Annotated in this window: 16 protein-coding genes; 8 read left to right on the top strand and 8 right to left on the bottom strand. The window is 53.5% G+C overall.

What is annotated here, in order from left to right; translation table 11 throughout:
- Positions 1-467 precede the first annotated feature (467 nt).
- The 3 genes from G5B47_RS01320 (at position 468) to G5B47_RS01330 (ending at position 5,784) form a co-directional block, all read left to right on the top strand.
- Entirely contained in the window at positions 468-2,210 is a 1,743-nt protein-coding gene (locus tag G5B47_RS01320; protein WP_165093503.1) for an ABC transporter ATP-binding protein, read from the top strand.
- 62 nt (positions 2,211-2,272) lie between these two features.
- Positions 2,273-4,369, top strand: coding sequence for an ABC transporter ATP-binding protein (locus G5B47_RS01325; protein ID WP_165093505.1), 2,097 nt, complete (start codon positions 2,273-2,275; stop codon positions 4,367-4,369).
- 164 nt (positions 4,370-4,533) lie between these two features.
- Positions 4,534-5,784: a DNA glycosylase AlkZ-like family protein gene (locus G5B47_RS01330; RefSeq protein WP_165093507.1), complete on the top strand. Its 1,251-nt coding sequence runs from the start codon at positions 4,534-4,536 to the stop codon at positions 5,782-5,784.
- 67 nt (positions 5,785-5,851) lie between these two features.
- Here G5B47_RS01330 and G5B47_RS01335 read toward each other — a convergent pair whose 3' ends face one another.
- The 3 genes from G5B47_RS01335 to G5B47_RS01345 form a co-directional block, all read right to left on the bottom strand.
- Entirely contained in the window at positions 5,852-6,370 is a 519-nt protein-coding gene (locus G5B47_RS01335) for a hypothetical protein (protein WP_165093509.1), read from the bottom strand.
- A gap of 188 nt (positions 6,371-6,558) precedes the next feature.
- Entirely contained in the window at positions 6,559-6,906 is a 348-nt protein-coding gene (locus G5B47_RS01340; protein ID WP_165093511.1) for a four-helix bundle copper-binding protein, read from the bottom strand.
- A 135-nt stretch (positions 6,907-7,041) separates the two neighbouring features.
- Positions 7,042-8,094, bottom strand: coding sequence for a CobW family GTP-binding protein (locus G5B47_RS01345; RefSeq protein WP_165093513.1), 1,053 nt, complete (start codon positions 8,092-8,094; stop codon positions 7,042-7,044).
- Between the two features lie 222 nt (positions 8,095-8,316).
- Between G5B47_RS01345 and G5B47_RS01350 the strand changes: the two genes are divergently transcribed.
- The 5 genes from G5B47_RS01350 to G5B47_RS01370 all read left to right on the top strand — a co-directional run bounded on the left by G5B47_RS01350 (position 8,317) and on the right by G5B47_RS01370 (position 12,757).
- Positions 8,317-8,832, top strand: coding sequence for a MogA/MoaB family molybdenum cofactor biosynthesis protein (locus G5B47_RS01350; RefSeq protein WP_165093515.1), 516 nt, complete (start codon positions 8,317-8,319; stop codon positions 8,830-8,832).
- A gap of 175 nt (positions 8,833-9,007) precedes the next feature.
- Entirely contained in the window at positions 9,008-10,042 is a 1,035-nt protein-coding gene (locus G5B47_RS01355) for an ArsR/SmtB family transcription factor (protein WP_165093517.1), read from the top strand.
- A 34-nt stretch (positions 10,043-10,076) separates the two neighbouring features.
- On the top strand, positions 10,077-10,874 hold the full coding sequence (locus G5B47_RS01360; protein WP_165093518.1) for an ABC transporter permease: 798 nt from the start codon (positions 10,077-10,079) through the stop codon (positions 10,872-10,874).
- A gap of 48 nt (positions 10,875-10,922) precedes the next feature.
- Complete coding sequence (locus G5B47_RS01365; protein ID WP_165093520.1) at positions 10,923-11,942, top strand: ABC transporter ATP-binding protein; 1,020 nt, start codon at positions 10,923-10,925, stop codon at positions 11,940-11,942.
- Positions 11,939-12,757, top strand: a complete 819-nt coding sequence (locus G5B47_RS01370) for an ABC transporter permease (RefSeq protein ID WP_165093522.1) — start codon at positions 11,939-11,941, stop codon at positions 12,755-12,757. The genes G5B47_RS01365 and G5B47_RS01370 overlap by 4 nt, the downstream gene beginning before the upstream one ends.
- A gap of 84 nt (positions 12,758-12,841) precedes the next feature.
- Here G5B47_RS01370 and G5B47_RS01375 read toward each other — a convergent pair whose 3' ends face one another.
- The 5 genes from G5B47_RS01375 to G5B47_RS01395 all read right to left on the bottom strand — a co-directional run bounded on the left by G5B47_RS01375 (position 12,842) and on the right by G5B47_RS01395 (position 20,109).
- The gene (locus G5B47_RS01375; protein ID WP_165093524.1) at positions 12,842-14,167 is read right to left on the bottom strand and encodes a nitrogenase component 1; all 1,326 of its coding nucleotides are present in this window, start codon (positions 14,165-14,167) and stop codon (positions 12,842-12,844) included.
- Positions 14,151-15,632, bottom strand: coding sequence for a nitrogenase component 1 (locus G5B47_RS01380; protein WP_165093526.1), 1,482 nt, complete (start codon positions 15,630-15,632; stop codon positions 14,151-14,153). The genes G5B47_RS01375 and G5B47_RS01380 overlap by 17 nt, the downstream gene beginning before the upstream one ends.
- A 59-nt stretch (positions 15,633-15,691) precedes the next feature.
- Positions 15,692-17,011 carry an O-acetylhomoserine aminocarboxypropyltransferase/cysteine synthase family protein gene (locus G5B47_RS01385; protein WP_165093528.1) on the bottom strand — a complete coding sequence of 440 codons (1,320 nt, stop codon included), beginning with the start codon at positions 17,009-17,011 and terminating at the stop codon, positions 15,692-15,694.
- A 40-nt stretch (positions 17,012-17,051) separates the two neighbouring features.
- A complete protein-coding gene (locus G5B47_RS01390) occupies positions 17,052-17,402 on the bottom strand; it encodes a NifB/NifX family molybdenum-iron cluster-binding protein (RefSeq protein ID WP_165093531.1) in 351 nt (116 codons plus the stop codon).
- Between the two features lie 403 nt (positions 17,403-17,805).
- Positions 17,806-20,109, bottom strand: coding sequence for a thiamine pyrophosphate-dependent enzyme (locus tag G5B47_RS01395; RefSeq protein WP_165093533.1), 2,304 nt, complete (start codon positions 20,107-20,109; stop codon positions 17,806-17,808).
- Positions 20,110-20,133: the final 24 nt, after the last annotated feature.

Genomic DNA, 20,133 nt, shown 5'->3' on the forward strand with positions numbered 1-20,133 from the left:
TCATACCTTAATCCAAGCTCTATTCCAATCGCCTGCAGAATATAGCGAATCGTTAAAATTCTTTTTTTGTTCGAAAATATGTTTGACAAATTTGCAGAGCCGGTGATAAACTCGGAGGTAGCGAAACGTTGCAAATTATTTCCAATCTTAACGAAAGGGTGATCTCGGTGTTTACATTTATGGATATTCATCGCACTATTGTCGGCAGCCTTATCCAACCGAATACCGAAGCAGCCCTGCAGGTGAATCTTTCCCGGAAGCGCGCGTTCTAGCCGCTTTTTGTTTCGGGAAGCCGAACATTTTCCTCGCCGGCGCTGTTACGCGCCGTGCGCATGATACGTTTGAGATCCAGGCATATCGTCCGTTAACGGATGGTATGCCTTTTTTGCTGCTTTCCGAAGCTGATCCGCCTTGTCCTTGAAACTCTTGCCGACGCCACTCTTACCCCCGAAAGGAAGGGATTGTTCATGTTTTCTGTATTACAAGATCTCGGCTGGTTCTTCCGCCGGGAGAAGAGGCGCTATACGATTGGCCTGGTCGTGCTGATTATTGCCGGCATCGTTGAACTGCTGCCCCCGCGCCTTCTGGGTTCCGCCATTGATGAAATTGTACGCGGCACCATCACCACAGGTTCACTGATCAAGTATATTGCCATGATTATCGCCCTGCTTCTGCTCATCTATTGGATTACCTACATATGGATGCGCAGCTTATTTGGAGGATCGAATCTGGTCGAACGCCTGCTGCGTACCCGCTTTATGAATCACCTCCTTACATTGACGCCCTCGTTCTTCGAGCGAAACCGCACCGGCGATTTGATGGCCCGCGCCACCAACGATATCCGGGCAGTATCCGTCACCGTAGGCTTTGGTATGCTGACGCTCGTCGACTCGACCATTTTTTTCGCCGTCGTACTGCTTGCCATGGGCTTTCTGGTGAGCTGGAAGCTGACCCTGGCCGCCGTGCTGCCGCTGCCGCTGATCGCAGTAGCCATGGTGATCTACGGCCGGGCGATTCATGACCGTTACACCCTGGCCCAGGATGCCTTCGGCGATATGAACGACCAGGTGCTGGAATCCGTATCAGGCGTGCGTGTCATTCGCGCCTATGTGCAGGAACGTCTGGATGAGAAGCGCTTCGGGGCAATCACCGATGACGTCTACCGCAAAAATATGGCCGTAGCCCGGGTCGACTCGTTTTTCGAACCGACGATCCGGTTCTGCGTAGGGCTGAGCTACATCATCGGACTGACGTACGGCATTTATCTCGTTCTCCGCAATCAGATCACTCTTGGCGACCTCGTATCGTTCAACATGTACCTTGGGATGATCGTCTGGCCGATGTTCGCCATCGGCGAGCTCATCAACGTAATGCAGCGCGGCGGCGCCTCGCTCGAACGGATCGATGAAACGCTGAACGCCGTGCCGGATGTCCGGGACCCGGACCATACGGTCGCCGTATCCGAACCGGGCATGATTGAATTTAACAATGTGACGTTTCGCTATCCGTCTTCAAGCATTGATAATTTGACCGGCATCAGCCTGTCGCTGTCCAAGGGCGAAACGCTGGGCGTCGTCGGCAGAACCGGCAGCGGCAAATCGACGCTGCTCAAGCAGCTGCTTCACGAATACCCGACCGGAACCGGGGATATTCACATCTCGGGCGTTTCGATCGAGAAGATTTCGCTTGACCGTCTCCACAGCTGGATGGGCTATGTGCCCCAGGAACAAATCCTGTTCTCCAAAACCGTGCGCGAGAATATCCAGTTCGGACTTGTGGGCGCAAGCGACGATAAGATTCTGGGGGCTATTACCACCGCCGCCTTCCGCAGCGATCTGGACACATTGGAAAGCGGGCTGGATACGCTTGTTGGCGAGCGCGGCGTCTCTCTGTCCGGAGGCCAGAAGCAGCGGGTTTCACTGTCCAGAGCCTTTATCGCCGAGCCCGAAATCCTGATTCTGGACGATGCGCTGTCGGCGGTGGACGCCCGGACCGAAGCGCAGATCGTCGATAACATCCGGTCTCAAAGAGCCGGCAAAACCACCCTTATTTCCACCCATCGCCTCTCCGCCGTCGAGCATGCCGACCAGATTATCGTGCTGGATAACGGGCAGATCATCGAACGCGGAACCCATGCGGAGCTGCTTGAGCTGAACGGCTGGTACCGCGAGCAGTATGAACGCCAGCAGGTGGAGAATAATCTGGGGTAAAGAACAACAAAGGGTTCACTGAATTAAATTGTTCACTATTCACCTGGGAGGTGCCATCCATCTTGAAACAACAAACAGGCAGACGCCTGCTGCAATACGCGCTGCATGCGAAGACCACGTTCATCGCAGCGCTCCTCCTGCTCTCCATCGGGGTCGCGGCGGAGCTGGCGGGCCCTTTCATAGCGAGAAGCATGATCGACAATCACATGCTTGCGATTGAACGGCCTTACTTCGAGACATCACCGTCTGACAATGCCGCTTTGTACAACAATGCCTATTACAAACGCGGAGACCGGTTTAAGCCGGGAGAACCACAAGGCCGCGAGGTCCGTCTGCTGCAGGTCGGCCGAAGCTTCTATTTCATCGGCGAGCCCGTCGCAGACGCTGGCGGAGAGCGCCATTTTGAAAACGGCCAGATCATCATCGACAGCGCCAGTGGCAAAGCAAGCTATCCGGCTGTTAAACTGACGACGGATGAATTGTTCGCTTTTTACAAACCGGAGCTCCCGTCCATTTACAAGCTTGTCGGACTGTTCGGAATGTTCCTGGTCATCTCGATTTTCGCTGAATTCGGCAAGACCTACTGGCTGCAATCCTCGGCCAACCAGGTCGTCCGCCGTCTGCGTACGGATGTGTACGCGCATATTCAGCGGCTTCCGGTCTATTTTTTCGATAATTTGCCTGCAGGCAAAGTGGTGTCCCGGGTAACCAACGATACGGAAGCGGTCAAGGAGCTGTTCATCGCCGTATTGTCGAACTTCGCCAGCGGAATTATCAACATTATCGGGGTCTATACCGCCCTGTTCCTGCTGGATGTCCGACTTGGAATGATCAGTCTGTTCATCGCCCCGGTCATCGTGGTCTGGGTCATTCTGTACCGGAAAATTGCAACCAAATACAACACAATCATCCGCTCCCGCCTCAGCGAGATAAACGCCATTATCAATGAGTCGATTCAAGGGATGTCCGTGATCCGCATCTTCCGCCGCCAGAAGCAGAGGCTGGACGAATTCGAGACGCTCAACGAAGACTACTTGAAGTACCAGAACAAAATGCTGAATCTCAACTCGCTGACCTCGCATAATCTGGTTGGTGCGCTGCGCAGCCTTTCTTTCGCGACGGTACTGTGGTATTTCGGCTTCGGAAGTCTTGGCGGCGGAACGATTGTCTCACTGGGCGTACTCTACGCGTTCGTCGATGTGCTGGGCCGGATGTTCCAGCCGATTATCGGCATGGTCAACCAGCTTGCGAATCTCGATACCTCAATGGTTTCGGCAGGGCGTGTATTCAAGCTCATGGACGAACCCGGGGAGAAGGTAACCGACGGCCAAATGCCACGCTACCAAGGTAATGTGGTGTTCAAGGATGTCTCCTTTGCCTACAAAAAAGACTTTGTCCTCCGCGACATTTCCTTTGAGGCCCGTTCCGGCGAAACGGTCGCTCTGGTCGGCCATACCGGGTCCGGCAAAAGCTCGATCATCAATCTGCTGTTCCGTTTCTACGATCCGCAGCGCGGCTTCATCTCCATCGACGGGCAAAAGACGACGGACATTCCGAAGCAGTGGCTGCGGAAGCATATGGGCATCGTCCTTCAGGACCCCTTTCTGTTCACCGGAACGATCGCTTCGAATGTCAGTCTCGATGACGAGAGCATTTCGAGGGAAAAAGTGGAATGGGCGCTCAGGGAAGTCGGCGCGGACCGGCTGCTAGCCCATCTGCCGCAGGGCTTTGACGAGCCGGTCGTGGAAAAAGGCAGCACGCTGTCCGCAGGGCAGCGCCAGCTGATCTCCTTCGCCCGTGCGCTCGCCTTTGATCCGGCGATCCTCATTCTTGATGAGGCGACTTCCAATATCGACACCGAGACGGAGAGCCTCATCCAGCAGGCGCTTGAAGTTCTGAAAAAGGGGCGGACGACGTTCATTATCGCCCACCGCCTGTCGACAATCCGCAGCGCAGATCAAATTCTCGTCCTGCACCGCGGGGAAATCGTCGAACGGGGCAGCCACGATGAGTTAATGGCACTTGGCGGCCGGTATTACCGGATGTATCAGCTTCAGACCGGCTCCGCCGTACAGAATGCGGACACCGCTCCGGCCGCCAAGGCTGCTCCGGCCATCCCTGTTCCGGCTCATATGCAATCGGCGGGACGCCAAAGCTAACTTTGTTCGGCTATTCGATTCGGTGAAATTACTGCAACAGCCATTCCTATGTGCCGACCCCTGTCCGACCGGACGGGGGTCTTCTTCATTTAACTTTCATTGCAAACAGAACGCATGTTCGTTATAATAAGATCATCATTTATTGAAAACGGAGTGAAGAACTCTTGATCAGTTACAATATATCCAAACGCCAGGCGGCGCATTTTCTGCTGAAGCACCAGCGGCTCGGGCCTTATCGGCTGCCGGAAGGGAGAGAAAGCGTGTACCGCTATATCCGGCATGTCAACTGCATCCAGTACGACCCGCTGAATATAACGGGTCACAATCATGAGCTGGTGCTTCAGGCCCGCATCCCCGGCTTTACATCCGAAATGGCCCAGGAGCTGCTGTATCAAGACCGGCGGCTGCTCGACGGCTGGGACAAGAATATGTCGATCTACTGCACGGAAGATTGGCCCAGCTTCCGCAGACTCCGGGACAGTTCGGCGGCCCGTTACGGCTCCAATGAATCCGTAATGGCGCTGGTTCAGGAAATCCGGGCAGAGATTGCGGAGCGGGGACCGCTCTCCTCTCTTGACATGGGCGGGAAGGACAAGGTCAATTGGGCCTGGGCACCTGCCCGGCTGTCCCGCGCGGCTCTGGAGAGCATGTATTTTTGGGGCGAGCTGTCCATTCATCACAGGGTACATACGCGCCGCTATTATGATTTCTCGGCCAATCTGCTGCCGAAAGAACTTCTTGAAGCGCCGGAGCCCAATCCGTCCGAGGAGTCGTATCAGGACTGGTACGTGCTTAGGAGGATCGGGGCGATCGGTCTCTTATGGAACCGCGCCGGGGACGGCTGGCTAGGCATAAGCAATCTCAAGACCGCGGATCGGGCCGGCGCCATCCAGCGGCTGCTGCTGGCGGATTCCATCCGGGAAGTGAGAGTGGAGGGAATCAAGCCCCCGCTATTTGTCCGGACTTCCGACGCTGCCGAGCTGGAAGCGATTCTGAAGTGCGAACCCGGCAAGAGCCCGTTCGACAGCGGACATTTTGCCGCTGCTATAGCCCCCCTCGACAACCTGATTTGGGACAGAGAGCTGATCCGTCAACTGTTCGGATTTCAGTACCGCTGGGAGGTGTATAAGCCGGCCGGAGAACGCCAGTACGGATACTATGTGCTGCCGCTCCTGTATGGCGACCGCTTTGCCGCCAGATTCGAGCCCGTGTTGGACCGGGCATCCGGGAACCTGATCCTGCGCAACTGGTGGTGGGAACCCGATGAGGGCCCCCTCAGTTCCGGCTTAATGGCGGCAGCGAAGTCGGCGGTCACCACGCTTGCCCGCTCATTGGGAGCGGCAAGAATTGCAGTCCCGCCGTCCGTGGCCGCCCAGAGCGGTATCGGCGAGTGGGATGGAGATCTTGAAAGTTGATTTCCGCTTAAATCAACAAAGCCTCTACCGGCATTCCCGCCAAGGCAGAGGCTTTATTCACTTCCATTCATGTATGGCGATGTTTCAATGGGGCGGGAGGAAAATCTCCAAGCAAATCCTCTTCTTCCAATTTGCCTTCCAGTCCCAGCTTCCGGTAGAGCTCCGTACAGTATCCTTGCAGCTTCAGCTCCAGTGCGCCAGCTTTATTCTTGAACCTCTTCAATTCCCTGATGATACGGGCTCGGCCCGAAGAAGTAAACGTATCCTGAATGCGTTCCTTGAAATAATCGTGAACGATATAATTTCTCTGCTTCCAGACATGGTGCAGCTGCGCGGTCTCAGCCTCCGAGAATGGGAAATGATGCTGGATTTCCTTGATGAGCTGGCCGAGAGAATTGCCGAGCTTGCGTTGATACAAATCCGCCAAGTCCGCTTCGGACGGCAAGGTGCCCTGGGATATCTTTGTCAGCAGAAGGAGATTGGTGAGCTGCTGCTCCAGCGCCTGACAGTAATAAACGGCCAGACCGAAATAGGCGAACAGTTCTTTGGATTGTTCACTCTCCGGTAATTGTGTGTCCTCCTTCATCTGTCCTCCGTAGTCATGTTTCGTTATGGATTTAATCATTCGGTGCTTATGTATGTACAATAATTCGCCAAGCTCCCTTTGATTACCTCTCTCTATTGTAATATCAGCGTTCCACAAAAATCAAAGGCCAGCATTCCTAAAGAAGCTGGCCCATTACCTATTTAAAAGATTCGTTGTCCCTTTTATCCTCAGATCATAACAGCGACGGCGTCGCTTATTTCGCGGCAGGCTCTCGCACATTCCAGACAAGCATTGATACAGTTCCGGCAGTGCGTTTGCTCGTACCGGCCGCACTCTCTTGCTGTAGCTTCGCAGATATCCGCGCACAGACGGCAAATTTCGGCGACGAACGGACTTTGGCGGGTCATTGCCTGAATCGCGTACGCGCAAATATCGGCGCATTCCCGGTCCATCCGGATGCAATCCCGCAGCAGTGCAAGGTCGTATTCTTTCAGGCTTGAGACATAGCTGAAGTTACAGGCGTTCATACATTTAAGACAAGCCTCAATGCAGTCCTGGTACTGAATTCGGGTCATAGCCTTCAACCTCCTGCAATCTGATGTTGTATGCCATTGTATTAACCTTTGACCAAAGAGACGAATCACAGGGGGGACATCCCCGGGGCCCCTCTAATGACTTTCCTCAAGCCGTTTGACCTTGACAACGAATAGCTACAAGCTTCTTTTTACAGCCGCCGGACGTTCATAGCCTCGCCCTTCCAAGCGCAGCAGTTTCTTCCGTAATTCCCCTGACGAGAAATGTTCTCCGATAAAAACCGCCACATCACGAACCTCTCCCTGGGGAGTGATTTTAATAAAATCCGACTCGCGGTAAGCGTATTGAAACAGGAAACGGCCGGAAGTATCGTTGAAGGTCAGCACGCCTTTCGCTCTGTATACGTCGGACGGTAATTCCTTCAGAAATGCTTCGAATTCCACGCTGTTAATCGGATTAGTGAAAAAATGCGTATACGCCATCACATGGTCGTGAGAAGCACGGCCCGTGCCTTCGGCGGCTATTTCTTCATTCTCCGGCAAGTCCTCTCCACCTGCTCCGGAGCCGGCAGAAAGCTTCTGCGGCGCCCCGCCAGAGGTTTCCGCCAGCGATATGCTGTCCGCATTATCGAGCAGATTGTGCAAATTCACTTCGCACCGCACCGCCGGGATAATCTCGGCGTACGCATTCCATTTGCGAAGCACACCGTTAACTTCCTCCGCCTCTTCCGCAATTACACGATCCGTTTTATTCAGAATAAGCACGGAAGCGCTGCGGATTTGCTCCTGCATCAGCCGGTAAGTGGCTCCCTTCTGCTCTCTGTGCAGCTCCAGCAGATGAGCCGCGTCGACTACGGTAATCAAGCCCTTCAGCTCGACTTTGCTATACAGCGACGTTTCGGTAACGTTATCGATGATATCGAGAGGGTTAGCCGCGCCCGTTGCTTCGATAACGATCACATCGGGCGATTCTCTCTTCATCAGCGTTGTCAGCTCCGTGCTGAGATCAACGCTTGCTGAGCAGCAGATGCATCCGGACAGAAGCTCGGCCATTGGCACGGATTCGCCGACCAGCATGCCGTCAAAGTTAACGTCGCCGAGTTCGTTCATGACGACGGCCGGACGCATACCTTCGTTTTTCCAATAATCAAGCAGCCTGTACAGCAGAGTCGTCTTCCCGCTGCCCAGAAATCCTGACAATATATATACAGGAACAGCATTTTCCGTCATTTCAAATCTCTCCCCGTGTTCTGTTCTGTAAGCGAGTGTACTACATTCCTGGACAGGGAAGCAACCCGACGAAATCCATTGTAAGCATTATTCAGGTAATTAATAGAATTTTGATCGTTCTCGTTTCTGAGCTTACGTTTTCTTGCAGCCGCTGTTCCATTCCTCTATGATAAGGGCATGCGAATTTACATGAAAAACATGCGTCAAGGAGTGATATTACCGATGAGTTCAGTCGAACAGCACCGGAAGGAAGCCCCGGATTCGGTCAACTGCTATATCATTACGGTCTCGGACACCCGGACAATGGATACGGATAAGAGCGGCCAGCTCATCGAGACTTTGCTTGAAGAGTCAGGCTATCATGTGGCCGGGCGGACCATCGTAAAGGATGACTACGACGATATCCGTGAACTGATTCACATCTGCGCAGCAGACAATGCCATTGAAGCAGTGCTGCTCACAGGCGGCACCGGCATAGCTCCAAGAGATTCCACCTATGAGGCAGTCGAATCACTGCTGGACAAGACGATGCCGGGTTTTGGCGAGATTTTCCGCTACCTGAGCTTTGCCGAGGACATCGGAACCGCGGCCATTCTAAGCCGGGCGGTTGCCGGAACGATTGGAAGCACCGCTGTATTCTCCATGCCCGGATCGACCGGAGCGGTCAAGCTGGCACTGACCCGGCTGATCATTCCCGAGCTTCGGCATGTGATGCGGGAGATTTACAAGTCTTCCTGAAACCAGCTTCCCTTTCTTTCGCCGTACCCTTCTCATGCCAGCCCCCTTTCTTGCCGGACCTGACCGAAGGTCCGGTTTTTCGCATTGACAATTCCAAATTTACCCTATAAAATATTGAACACTTTTCGCGAAAGTGGTTTTTGATTAACCATTTGGTTAATCGGAAAGGAATAAAATGAGCTCATCATCTTCCTTGGATCATAAAATCAAAACCGTTGTCAGTCCCTTCCATGAAATGCTGTGCAGCCTGCATGTCCTGTGCCAGCCGGAGCATCATCCAAGGCGGGTTCAATGGTCGCAGGAGCTGTTGAAAGCCATGCCTTCCGATCTGAGGGACAGCATCCGGCAACTTGGTGAACGCACCGATGTCTGGACCGCATTAATGGATCTGGCAGATCATTCCGGAGAGCCAATGACCTGCCGCAAAGGCATAGAGGCCCTGAATAGTCTGCCGGATGCCGAACTGGTTCATCTGGCTTTAAACAATACGGTGCCGATCGGAACGATCATCCAGTGGATGCACGGAATTCGCGGGCTGGAAGAGGAGGAATTGGAGGACGCCGGGCTATCGCTGCTGGACTCGCTGGAGCCTTTTCGGAGACTCCTCACCGATACATTGACGCAGTATGAAGAGTCCTTTTTTCGCCGGGAATGGCAGATGGTTCAGCCTTGGGTGCAGACGGCCGCCGCGGCCTTTCAGCAAGAAGCCGAGCAATCCGCGGAAAAAGCGATCTCTTCCCTCCATCCGCGTCTGTTTGCGGAAAAAGGAACGATTACCGCCCAAAAAGCGAAAAGCTACCATTTTGCCTATGACTGCCTCGAGCATATTTATGTATTTCCCAGCACCTTCATCTTTCCTCATCTCTTAATCGGCTGGTACGGAAAAGCTCTCTTTCTCCCGCTTGCCGTCGACATTCCGGAGCTGCCGTACAACGATTCTCCGCCGGCGGATCTGCTTCTGCGTTTCAAGGCGCTTGGCGACGAAACCCGGCTCAAAATCGTGAAGCTGCTGTGGAAAGGACCGCACTGCACGAAGCAGCTTGCTCCCGTTCTCGGCATTTCCGAAGCGGCCGTTTCCAAGCATCTGAAGCTTCTGTCCGAAGCCGGCCTGATCCGGGCCAAGCGCCGGGGAAGCTATCAATTTTACTCTGCCGACAAAGAGGAAATGGAGATGATGCTCGTGCTGCAAAGACAGTTTCTGGAGCAGTAACTTTATTTTGAGCCGTAAAAAGGAGCGCTTGAACATGTGGCATACCGCCCTCGCGACAATGGTCCGGAACCAAAGATCCAATCTCAGGGCCTACCCCTGGACCTTTACCCTCGGCCATATTATTGATGGAACGTATCTCGTTCTTGTCACTTATTTTTCATATGTATATTTAATTCAAGGCGATATTCAATCCCGATTTGCCGCATATACAGGCACCTCCGATTATTTGACATATGTGATTATCGGCGGGGCGCTGAATCTGTTTTCGGTCAGTATGATGATGAATGTGTCGAGAGCGCTCATTACGGAGTGGCGGGAAGGGACGCTTGAAGCGCTGCTGCTCTCCCCTTCCAGCCGCTTCGGGTATTTTGCGGGAACCGCCGTTCAGCAGCTCTTCCGCAGTCTGTTTGAGCTTGGGGTCGTGCTGATTTTTGGCATTGCAGCAGGCCTCAGGCTGCCCGATTTCGATCCTTGGTCCGTGCTGATCGGGGTCTTCGCCTATCTGCTTTCCTGCCTTACAATGGGGCTGCTGCTTGGCTGCGTGATGCTGTATTCCCGGGATACCTATTTTGTGCAAAATACACTGTTCGTGCTTACCGCTCTCTTGTGCGGATTCCAGTTCCCCCGCGAGTATCTTCCCGAAGCTCTACGGATCGCAGGTGAGGTATTTCCTTTGACCGATGCGCTGGAGCTGCTGCGCGGTAGTCTGATGACGGGTGGGGTAATCCGGCTAAGCGATTTAGTCCCAATCTTACTATTGTGCGTTGTCTATATCGCGCTTGCGCTATGGAGCGGCAGAAGAATAGAGCGGAGCATGTTTGAGCGGTACTAATGAGGAACCATGTTGCCCATAAAGAAAGGTAGTGATGATGTGATTGCAATGAACGAAGTAACCAAAATATACGAAACCAGGAACAGACTGGGCTGGTTCCGTTCCGAACGTGTATCCACCCAGGCCGTAAAATCGTTGTCGCTTACCCTCGAGCCGGGACAAATCACCGGTCTTCTAGGGCTTAACGGAGCCGGCAAAACGACCACCATCCGCATGCTGTCCACTCTGCTCGATCCAACGGAAGGCAGCATTGAGGTGGACGGTCTGGAGATGAGCCGCAGCCGCACAGCGATTCAGCATAAGGTAAATATGATCGCCGGCGGGGAACGGATGCTGTATTGGCGGCTTACGGGCAGGGAAAACCTCCACTATTTCGGGTCTTTATACGGTCTGGAGTCCCGACGTCTCCGGCTGGAAAGCGAACGTCTGCTGAAGGAGGTAGGTCTTGCCGATGCGGCCGACCGGCCGGTTGAGCAGTATTCCAAAGGGATGAAGCAGCGCCTGCAAATCGCAAGAGGACTGATCAACGACCCCAAATATCTGTTCCTGGATGAGCCAACGCTTGGACTGGACGCGCCGATTGCGAGACAGCTAAGGGAAATGGTCCGCAGCCTGGCCAAAGAACGGGGAAAAGGCATTCTGCTGACCAGTCATTACTTGCAGGAAGTGGAGGAGCTGTGTGACAACGTCTATGTGCTGAACCGCGGGGAGCTGCTGATGTGCGATACTCCGGACCGCATTGTGGGCAGAGTGGCGGGGCTGCAGACGGCCCATTTTGAATTGACCGGCTGGAGGGATGAGCTGAATCCCCTGCTGATGGAGTACCTGCATACCGAGATCGGATTGAACCGGAAAGAGTTGACGGAGCTGCATACGCCCTCTGCCGAGTCCGGCTCTTCGCCCGGGGAACCTGTACGTTTGACTTTAAAAAGCCGATCTGCCGACAAGCTCATCACCAAGCTGCTGCCATGGACGGCCGAGAACGGACTCAAGGTCGTTTCCTTTTCCGCCGAAAAGCCCAATCTGGAGGATGCCATCATCCTGCTCTCGGAAGGAAAAGTGTCGTGAAGCTGCGCGGCTATTTAATCCCGCTCCAAGCGGAAATGCTGAAACAGCACAGAAGCCGAACCAGGGGAAAAGCTGTATTTTTCTCCATGCTGCTCTGGCCCGCCATTGCTTTTCTAACTTCCTATTACGCGATGCAGCCCTATCGAACCGGCGAAGGCTCGGCATTGTCCAGGGTCATTCCCCCCGGCGGCATTCCGCTATTCCTGTTAAGCGGCTATCTTGTGTTCCAGCTGTTCTGGACCACCGTCCAGTCCGCCTGGCTGTTCGAACAGGAGCGCAAACAGGGCACACTCGAAATCATTTTTATGACGTCCTCGTCCAAAATGTCCTTTTTATTCGGGCGCTCGCTGTATTCCCTGTTTAATGGAATCTGGATGTTCGCGGCGTTCTCCTTCCTTACCTTTTGGTTTGTCGCCGATCCCGGCCAAGTAGAGTGGTCCGTACTGCTGCCGGTTATCGCGCTTATCGTGTGCTCTGCGGTCATCTGGGGAGCGATGCTCAGCGCCATCTCCTTGTTCTCCCGAGACTCCGGCATGCTGTATTACATTTTTCAGGCTCCAATGGAGCTGTTTGGAGGTGTGCGCATTCCTCCCTCTGTCTTTCCTCTCTGGGCAAAAGGCCTATCGCTGCTCTTTCCGGTCACCTACAGCCTGATTCTCGTTCGCGGGGCGCTGTATGGCAATACCGGCGGAGCATGGATCTGGTCGCTGGTCGTGCTGATCGCCGCCGATGCCGCGTTTGTTTGGCTGACCGGGTACCTGCTAGCATTGGCCGAGAGGCATGCGAGAGCCAAAGGAAACTGGGGTTTATTCTAATTGAGCGAACGAAAAAAGGGGCTCCCGGCCGTTGATCATCTTCTACGGTCTTCCGGAAAGCCCCTTTGGTTTCTGTTCAATCGTTTAGCGATACGTACCCAGCACGCGATCGTAAATATCCTCGATCAGCCTGAGGCCACCGTTATATCCCGCGTAGCCGCAGTTTAAAATCAGCCGGTAGGTAATCGGCACGCTAATCGGGAGCAGATCCGCTCCAATGTCGACGGCCAGATCGCGTTCCCAGCCGCTTCCGAGAATCAACGCTCGCTGCTTCGGATTGGTCTGCCTGATCTTCTCCTGAATTTCCCCGCCGTCTACCGAGAATTCCACATTCGCCGACCTCCTGTCGGAGATGCGGCGGAACTGCTCACGGATTCCTTCGCGGTACTGTTCGGGAGTATCGTCGACGATATATTGAACCTCTGCCGGGATAATCCCCAGCTCATTCAATAAATATTTGGAAAAGCCAACGGCATAAGTCGCGTCGAGGATCGTATAAAATACGCGCGGAATTCCGTAACGGAACTCCAGCATGAAATCAGCCGTCCGCTCGATATGCGAATAGAATTTACGTTCTTCGTCCGCAATGAATTTCTCGGCCTGTTCACGGTCCACGCTGGCGCCAAATGCCGCGACTTCCCGCAAAAAGCGTCCGGTCTCAAGGCCCCCCACCGGCAAATAAGGAAAATGGTAAAACGGCGTTCCATATTTCCGCTTGAGCAGCTTGGCGCTTCTCAGGCCCGGCCAGGCCGACACGACAATATTAAACTCGGCCTGAGGGACGGTCAGCCACTCCGATACACCGCCCGATTCGGGTCCAAAAAGGATATTCGGCTTTAATCCGATGCCGGTCAGCAGCCGCTTGATTTCCTGCAGGTTGCCGATCCAGTATGGGTCCTGGTATGGAATGGAAGCAAAGACATTAACAAGTCCCGGAATGACTTCCCCTTTGGCTGGCGCGTACTTATCGACATACTGCTCGATAATCGCCTTGATGATCAGGTCATGGCTGACATAGTTATTGCTCTTGAAGCCGCCGGTCTCCGCGAACACAATCGGCTTGCCGAGATTTTGAAATTCGCGGGTGACCTGGCCGACATCGTCTCCGACAATATCGGAGGTACAGCCGGTGAGTACGACGAACAGATCGGCGTCGATCACCTTAAAAGCCCCGTCAATGACACCCTTAAGTTTCTTCTCGCCGCCGAATACGACCTCGGATTCGCTTGAATTGGTGCAGGGAATGGTGCTCCCGCCCGCGTAGCCCTCTCCTTGGCCCAGCAGGCTGTGGATTTTGGTGCTGCAGCCCGGTCCCGCATGGACGATGGGTACGGCCCGCTGGATGGCGATAACCGTCTGCTGAACGCCCAGCGCGCAGGAATACCTCGGCTGTTCAATAAGCTTTGACATGAGTGTTGCCTCCCAAAAAAGTGTATGGATCTTGCTCCAGCCACCATTTGGTGTAAGGCATGGAACTGTGTTTCGCCAGGTTCGTCACAAACTCCCGGTTGTCGAGCGTTTCTAATATCCGTTCCGCGTAATTAATCAGACCCTGGTAACCCCAGCTGAAATGCTCGTCTCCGATCAGCAGCGTAGGAATACCGAGCTTCGCGCCCCAGAGCGTCATTCCGCCGTGACGGGCGATCATCAGATCGGGACGGACACGGTTCAGAATATTCACCAGCTCATAGGCTTGCTTGTTGCAGACGTTGTAGCCCTTAATATCCCCGTACGTCTTGACGGTGTGGTCCAGCATATCCGCCGCGGTGCTTTCATTGTCATAAATGGGATCATGATGGAAAATAGCCGCGCCCTGCACTTCGATTCCCAGCTCACTCAGCAGAGCGATTAGGGCATGGCCGTGGGCCGACCCCGCTGTCAAATAGCAGGTCGTGCCTTTCAGCTTGGCCCGGTATTCCTCCAGCTTCGGCAGAACGGCCGCTTTCTCCTCGCGGATAATCTCCTCGATCTCAGCTTCGCGGTCCAGAACACGGCCCAGCTCACGCATCCACGCGTCCGTTCCAGCCAGTCCATAAGCCATGGGAGCCTTGATTTCCGGCACTCCGTATACTTGCTCCAGCGCGGCCCCCATATAGGTGCCGAGCGTCGGGCAAATCTGAATCGTTGCGGCCGCCTCGGAAATCGTCTGCAGCTGGCTTACCGTAGAGAAGGGAACGACATAGTTCGCTTCGTAGCCCAGGCGATTCAGCAGCTTGGAGAATACATCGCTGCCCCAGAAGTTAATGATATTCACCTTATTCGTCCGCTTTTGCGGAGGCTTCACAATCTTGCGCACGATAGAGTGATAAGCGGCGTCGAAGCCCGAGGTCCAGATCTTGGATCTGAAACCCTCGCAGACACAATTCACAACCGGAATGCCAAGCTCTTTCGTCATCCGGTCCGTCACACTTTCCACATCTTCCCCAATAATTCCTGAAGCGCAGGAAGTTGTCACGAAAATCGCATTCGGCTTCACTCTGTCATACGCAAGGCGAATGGTTTTCTCCAGCTTGGACAAGGCGCCGAAGACTGTGTCCATTTCCTCGATATTGGTATTAAAATATCTACCTATGGCCGGCGGAAGATCACGCTCCATCTGACCGACGCGGTAAACAAAATTGAAGCCGAAGAAATCCCCGGCACAGCCGACTGGCGCATGGTTGACCATCGCCGCATCCCGAATCATTGATAACTGGCAAAATGCGTTCCCTGAGCTGCAGCCCATGCATTGGCTGAAAGAACGGGTGCCGTCCTTAAGACAGCCGCTGCTGGAGCAGTCGACCAGTTCTCCCGCGGTGCCGGCAAAGCCCGTGATCGAACCCAGACGCTTCTCGCGCACCGGAACCTCGGTTAAATTCAAGTTGACTTTCGGCATGTCCTCTCCTCCTTTGCGTTATAAATAATATTCTCTGCTAAATTGACTACGGTAAAAAATTACACCAGCGTTTCGACAAAAGCCTTTTCGAATGCTTGCTCCAAATCAGCGATCAAATCGTCGGCATTCTCCAAGCCGATGGAAAGACGGACCGTTTCCGGCTTAATACCGGCAAAGCTCTGTTCTTCGGCGTTCAACTCGCCATGCGTAGTCTTCGGCGAATTGATGATCAGCGACCGGGCATCGCCTACATTGGCGTGGTAGCTGAACAGCTCCACCGAATTAAGGAAGATCTTAAGCTGCTCCTCGTTTCCTTTGAAGCCAAAGGAGAAGATCGAGCCGGCGCCTTTCGGGAAATACTTGTCGGCAAGCGTTTTGTATGGACTGCCTTCGGCGGCGGGATGGTTCACCCAGCTAACTTTGTCGCTGCTTTGCAGGTATTGTACGATTTTCACCGCATTGGACACCTGCTTGTCAATCCGCTCCGACAGCGTAACAATGCCTTGAATCAGCAGGAAAGCATCGAACGGGCTGAGCGAAGCGCCAAAGTAAGCCAGGTAACTGAGCCGGATTCTGGTCGTAAACGGAGCACCCGGGAACACCTCCAGATAGCTGCGTTCACGTCCTGTCGCCTGATCCCGCAGCAGGTACTGCGGCTCTTCAAAATGCGGGAATTTACCATTGCTCCAGTCAAACTTGCCATTTTCCACAATAACTCCGCCAAGCGTTGTTCCATGCCCGCCGATCGCCTTGGTCGCCGAGTAAATGATGATGTCCGCTCCATGAGAGAAAGAGTCGAACAAATATGGAGTACCGAAGGTATTGTCGATAACTAACGGAATCCCGTTGTCATGCGCAATTTCAGCAATGGCTTCCACATCCAGGATGGTTGCATTCGGGTTGCTGATGCTCTCGATCAGTACCGCTTTGGTGTCCGGCCCGATGCCTTGGCGGAACGCTTCAGGATCATCCGAGTTCTCCACAAAATCGACATGAACATTGAATTTGGGGAACAGATGCTTGATCGCGTCGAACGTTCCTCCGTACAGCCTGGGTGTTGTTAATATTCTTCCTCCGCCTTCGGCCAGATTGAGCAGCGTATAAGCGACAGCCGCCATTCCCGATGCGACAGCGACAGCGCCGCTGCCATTGTCCAGGGCGGTCAGCCGCTGCTCAAGCACGTCAACGGTCGGATTTCCAATCCGTGTGTACAGAAACCCAGCTTCCTCCAGACCGAACAATCTTTCGGCCCGTTCCACGCTGCCCAAATCATAGGAAGCCGTCTGATAAATCGGTACGGCAACCGCATAATTATGATCACTAGATTGGTAGCCCGCTCTTACCTTCAATGTGTCAAAGCCCAATGGTTTCTCGCTCATTCAGATTCCCCTTTTCGAATAGTGTTATAAGATTAATGCCTTACTTTAAAATGGCTCCCTGCCTTGTCTGAAGAAAGGCCAGCAGTCTGCCCAAAGCTTGTTCAATCGGGGCCTCGACGGCAAGAGCCGTGATTCCCTGCTTATGAAGAACCCCCGCAGCCCCTGGACCGATTCGGCCTACCAGTACATATGAACAATCCGCCAAAGACTCAGCCACAGCGTTCAGCCGGTTTTGCTCATGCCCGTTCAAGCTTGCCGGACTGCCGATTTTCCGGTTCTCGGATTGTACATACAGGCCTTCCTCATCGATTTCGTAGATGATAAACCGGTCGCACTGGCCAAAATGCTGGTTCACGGAATATCCGTTTGAACTGCCTACTGCCACTTTCATTTCCTCTCAACTCCTTCAACTATTAATTCGCAGATTCCCCTCCTTGAGAAAATAAAGAGACCCGCTGTTAACCAAGCAGGCCTCCAATGGTTTTGGTCGGCGTGTGACATATTTCACAAATCAAACTAGCCAAAATATCAAAAGAAACGGCTTATCATTCTTTTAATATCAAAAAAGGCCGGAGCGATCCTGTCTGTCAGGAAGCATCCGGCCTGCGGTTAACCGCTCGGCTAAGAAGATAAACATTTAATACCAATAGATTTACTTTGTTTTAATATAACGATTACGCTAGAAAAATTCAATCCCTGAATCGTGAAATAAATGTGATCTTTTCCAGAAAATCATGAAAAACGGCAAGCCTCATAACGAGACTTGCCGTTAAACTTAAGCGATATAAGAGTTCTTACAGTTCCGGATGCTCGTGCTTCGCTTTGAGACGGCTCCAGCGGCGCTCAACTTCATCTTTGAAGTTGTTCAGAGCAGCTTCATTCTCTTCCTTAAGCAGATGCTTGGTTTTACCCATGCCTTTGAGCCATTCGGTAACGTCGATGCGTTTCTCCTTCTCTTCCGGATTGTACGTAATCGTGGTAACGCCTTGCTCCACTTCATACAGCGGGAAGAAGCAGGAATCGACCGCGAGGGATACCAGTTTGGTGCCCACATTGTCCTCGGTCATCCAGTTCAGCGGGCAGGCCGACAAGATTTTGCCGTATACAAGCCCTTCGTTCTGTGCGTACCACTGGGCTTTGGCCGCTTTCTTGACCAAATCCTGCGGGAATGCTTCGCAGCCCGTGAATACGTAAGGAATATTCGTGGCAGCCATAATTTGCGGTGTATCTTTGTGCTGCGTCACTTTACCTTTTTGCGTCTTGCCGATGCTGGAAGTCGATGTGCGGTGACCGATCGGCGTCGAATACGATTGCTGTGCACCTGTGTTCATGTAACCTTCGTTATCGTATTCCAAAACGATCATTTTGTGTCCGCGAAGCGCTGCGCCGATAGCCGGCCCCATACCGATGTCCATACCGCCGTCGCCGGTAACCATGACAAAGGTAAAGTCGTCTTTCAGATTCAGATGATCAAGCTCGCCGCGGCGTTTGCGTTCCCAGAACATCTCAACCACGCCGGACATGGTTGCGGCACCGCTTTGGAACAGGTTGTGGATAAACGTCGATTTATGCGACGAATAAGGATAGCCGGTCGTCGTAACAAAGGCGCAGCCTGTGTGGTACAGAGCGACGATATCTCCTTCGATGCCTTTGAAGAACAGCTCCAGGCCGGAGAAAATACCGCAGCCCGGACAAGTGCCGTGACCCGGGGACAAGCGTTTCGGTTTAACGGTCAAGCTGCGCATTGGCGGAATCTTAACCTTGAGCTTGCCTGTCTCTTCATCCTTGTCCACAGTAATCAGGCCCGTCTTGAGAGACTCGAATTTAAGCGGCTTGATCACACGCTTCGGCGCGCTCTCGGCTGCGCCCGGATTGTGGCCGTAATAATCGAAAGGAACCTTAACTTCACCAGTTTCCGCTGCTTCGATTGCCAGCTCGAACAGGCTGTGGCCGTCTTCGGCGAAGAAGTCCTTGCCGCCTACGCCGTAAATCCGGCTGATTACTTTCGTTGTTGTGTTGCCGTAGGTGAACAGAGCCGCCTTGATTTCGTTAACCATGTTGCCGCCATGCGCTCCATAGGAATCCCCACGGTCGCCGACAGTAATGGCCTTAACGTTCTTCAGCGCTTCGGCAATTTGCTTCTGCGGGAACGGACGGATTATGTTCGGCGAAATGGCGCCGGCTTTAATACCTTTCTCACGAAGCTGGTCGACAACGTCCTTGATGATCTCGGAAGCGGAGTTCAACAGGAATACTGCAACCTCGGCATCCTCCATCCGGTACTGGGACAGGATCGGGTAATAACGGCCTGTCAAATCGCCATATTCTTGAGCGATTTCTTCGAATACTTCCGCAGCATTGTACATCGCGACGGATTGTTGGTATTTGTTGTTGATATAGTCGGGTTCGTTCATGTATGGGCCGACGGAAATCGGATTCTCGCGGTCCAGCGTATCGTCATAGCCTTTCGGTTGAGGTCCGATAAAGCTTTGAACATCTTCACGGTTCGCAATCGCCTGGACGCGGCGCTTCTGGTGAGAAGTGAAGTAGCCGTCCATGGCTACCAGCACAGGCAGGCGGACCTTGGCATGCTCGGCCAGTTTGATTGCCATGATGTTCATATCATATACGGACTGTGGATCCGGGCACATCAGGATCGGCCAGCCGGTGTTCAGCGCATAATAGAGGTCGGAGTGATCGCCGTGAATGTTCAGCGGTCCGGAAACGGAACGGCAGATCAGGTTCATGACCATCGGCATCCGCGTACCGGATTGAACCGGAAGCTGCTCCAGCATGTACAGATAGCCTTGGGCGCTTGTCGCGTTGAATACGCGGCCGCCAGCGGTGGATGCGCCGTAGCAGATACCAGCGGAGCTGTGTTCGCCGTCGGAAGGCACCAGCATGATATCATGCTGTCCGCTTGCTTTCATAGAATCAAGGAACTGCGCAACCTCTGTCGAAGGAGAGATAGGGAAATAGCCCATCACATGATAGTTGATTTGATGCGCGGCGTAGGCCGCCATTTCGTTGCCGGATTCGTATAAAAACTTCTGCTCCACTTTTGCGGAGCCGACTTCCTTTTCGTAATCGATAGCCATTAGTGTTCCACCTTTCTCTCGGGA

Source organism: Paenibacillus apii, assembly GCF_011043685.1.
GTDB classification, from domain to species: domain Bacteria; phylum Bacillota; class Bacilli; order Paenibacillales; family Paenibacillaceae; genus Paenibacillus_AQ; species Paenibacillus_AQ sabinae.

Coding starts and splice junctions, on each gene's coding strand:
- G5B47_RS01375 (WP_165093524.1), bottom strand. CDS start 14,167: ATGTCAAAGCTTATTGAACAGCCGAGGTATTCCTGCGCGCTGGGCGTT.
- G5B47_RS01350 (WP_165093515.1), top strand. CDS start 8,317: ATGAGTTCAGTCGAACAGCACCGGAAGGAAGCCCCGGATTCGGTCAAC.
- G5B47_RS01360 (WP_165093518.1), top strand. CDS start 10,077: ATGTGGCATACCGCCCTCGCGACAATGGTCCGGAACCAAAGATCCAAT.
- G5B47_RS01335 (WP_165093509.1), bottom strand. CDS start 6,370: ATGAAGGAGGACACACAATTACCGGAGAGTGAACAATCCAAAGAACTG.
- G5B47_RS01345 (WP_165093513.1), bottom strand. CDS start 8,094: ATGACGGAAAATGCTGTTCCTGTATATATATTGTCAGGATTTCTGGGC.
- G5B47_RS01365 (WP_165093520.1), top strand. CDS start 10,923: ATGAACGAAGTAACCAAAATATACGAAACCAGGAACAGACTGGGCTGG.
- G5B47_RS01380 (WP_165093526.1), bottom strand. CDS start 15,632: ATGCCGAAAGTCAACTTGAATTTAACCGAGGTTCCGGTGCGCGAGAAG.
- G5B47_RS01390 (WP_165093531.1), bottom strand. CDS start 17,402: ATGAAAGTGGCAGTAGGCAGTTCAAACGGATATTCCGTGAACCAGCAT.
- G5B47_RS01355 (WP_165093517.1), top strand. CDS start 9,008: ATGAGCTCATCATCTTCCTTGGATCATAAAATCAAAACCGTTGTCAGT.
- G5B47_RS01395 (WP_165093533.1), bottom strand. CDS start 20,109: ATGGCTATCGATTACGAAAAGGAAGTCGGCTCCGCAAAAGTGGAGCAG.
- G5B47_RS01385 (WP_165093528.1), bottom strand. CDS start 17,011: ATGAGCGAGAAACCATTGGGCTTTGACACATTGAAGGTAAGAGCGGGC.
- G5B47_RS01320 (WP_165093503.1), top strand. CDS start 468: ATGTTTTCTGTATTACAAGATCTCGGCTGGTTCTTCCGCCGGGAGAAG.
- G5B47_RS01340 (WP_165093511.1), bottom strand. CDS start 6,906: ATGACCCGAATTCAGTACCAGGACTGCATTGAGGCTTGTCTTAAATGT.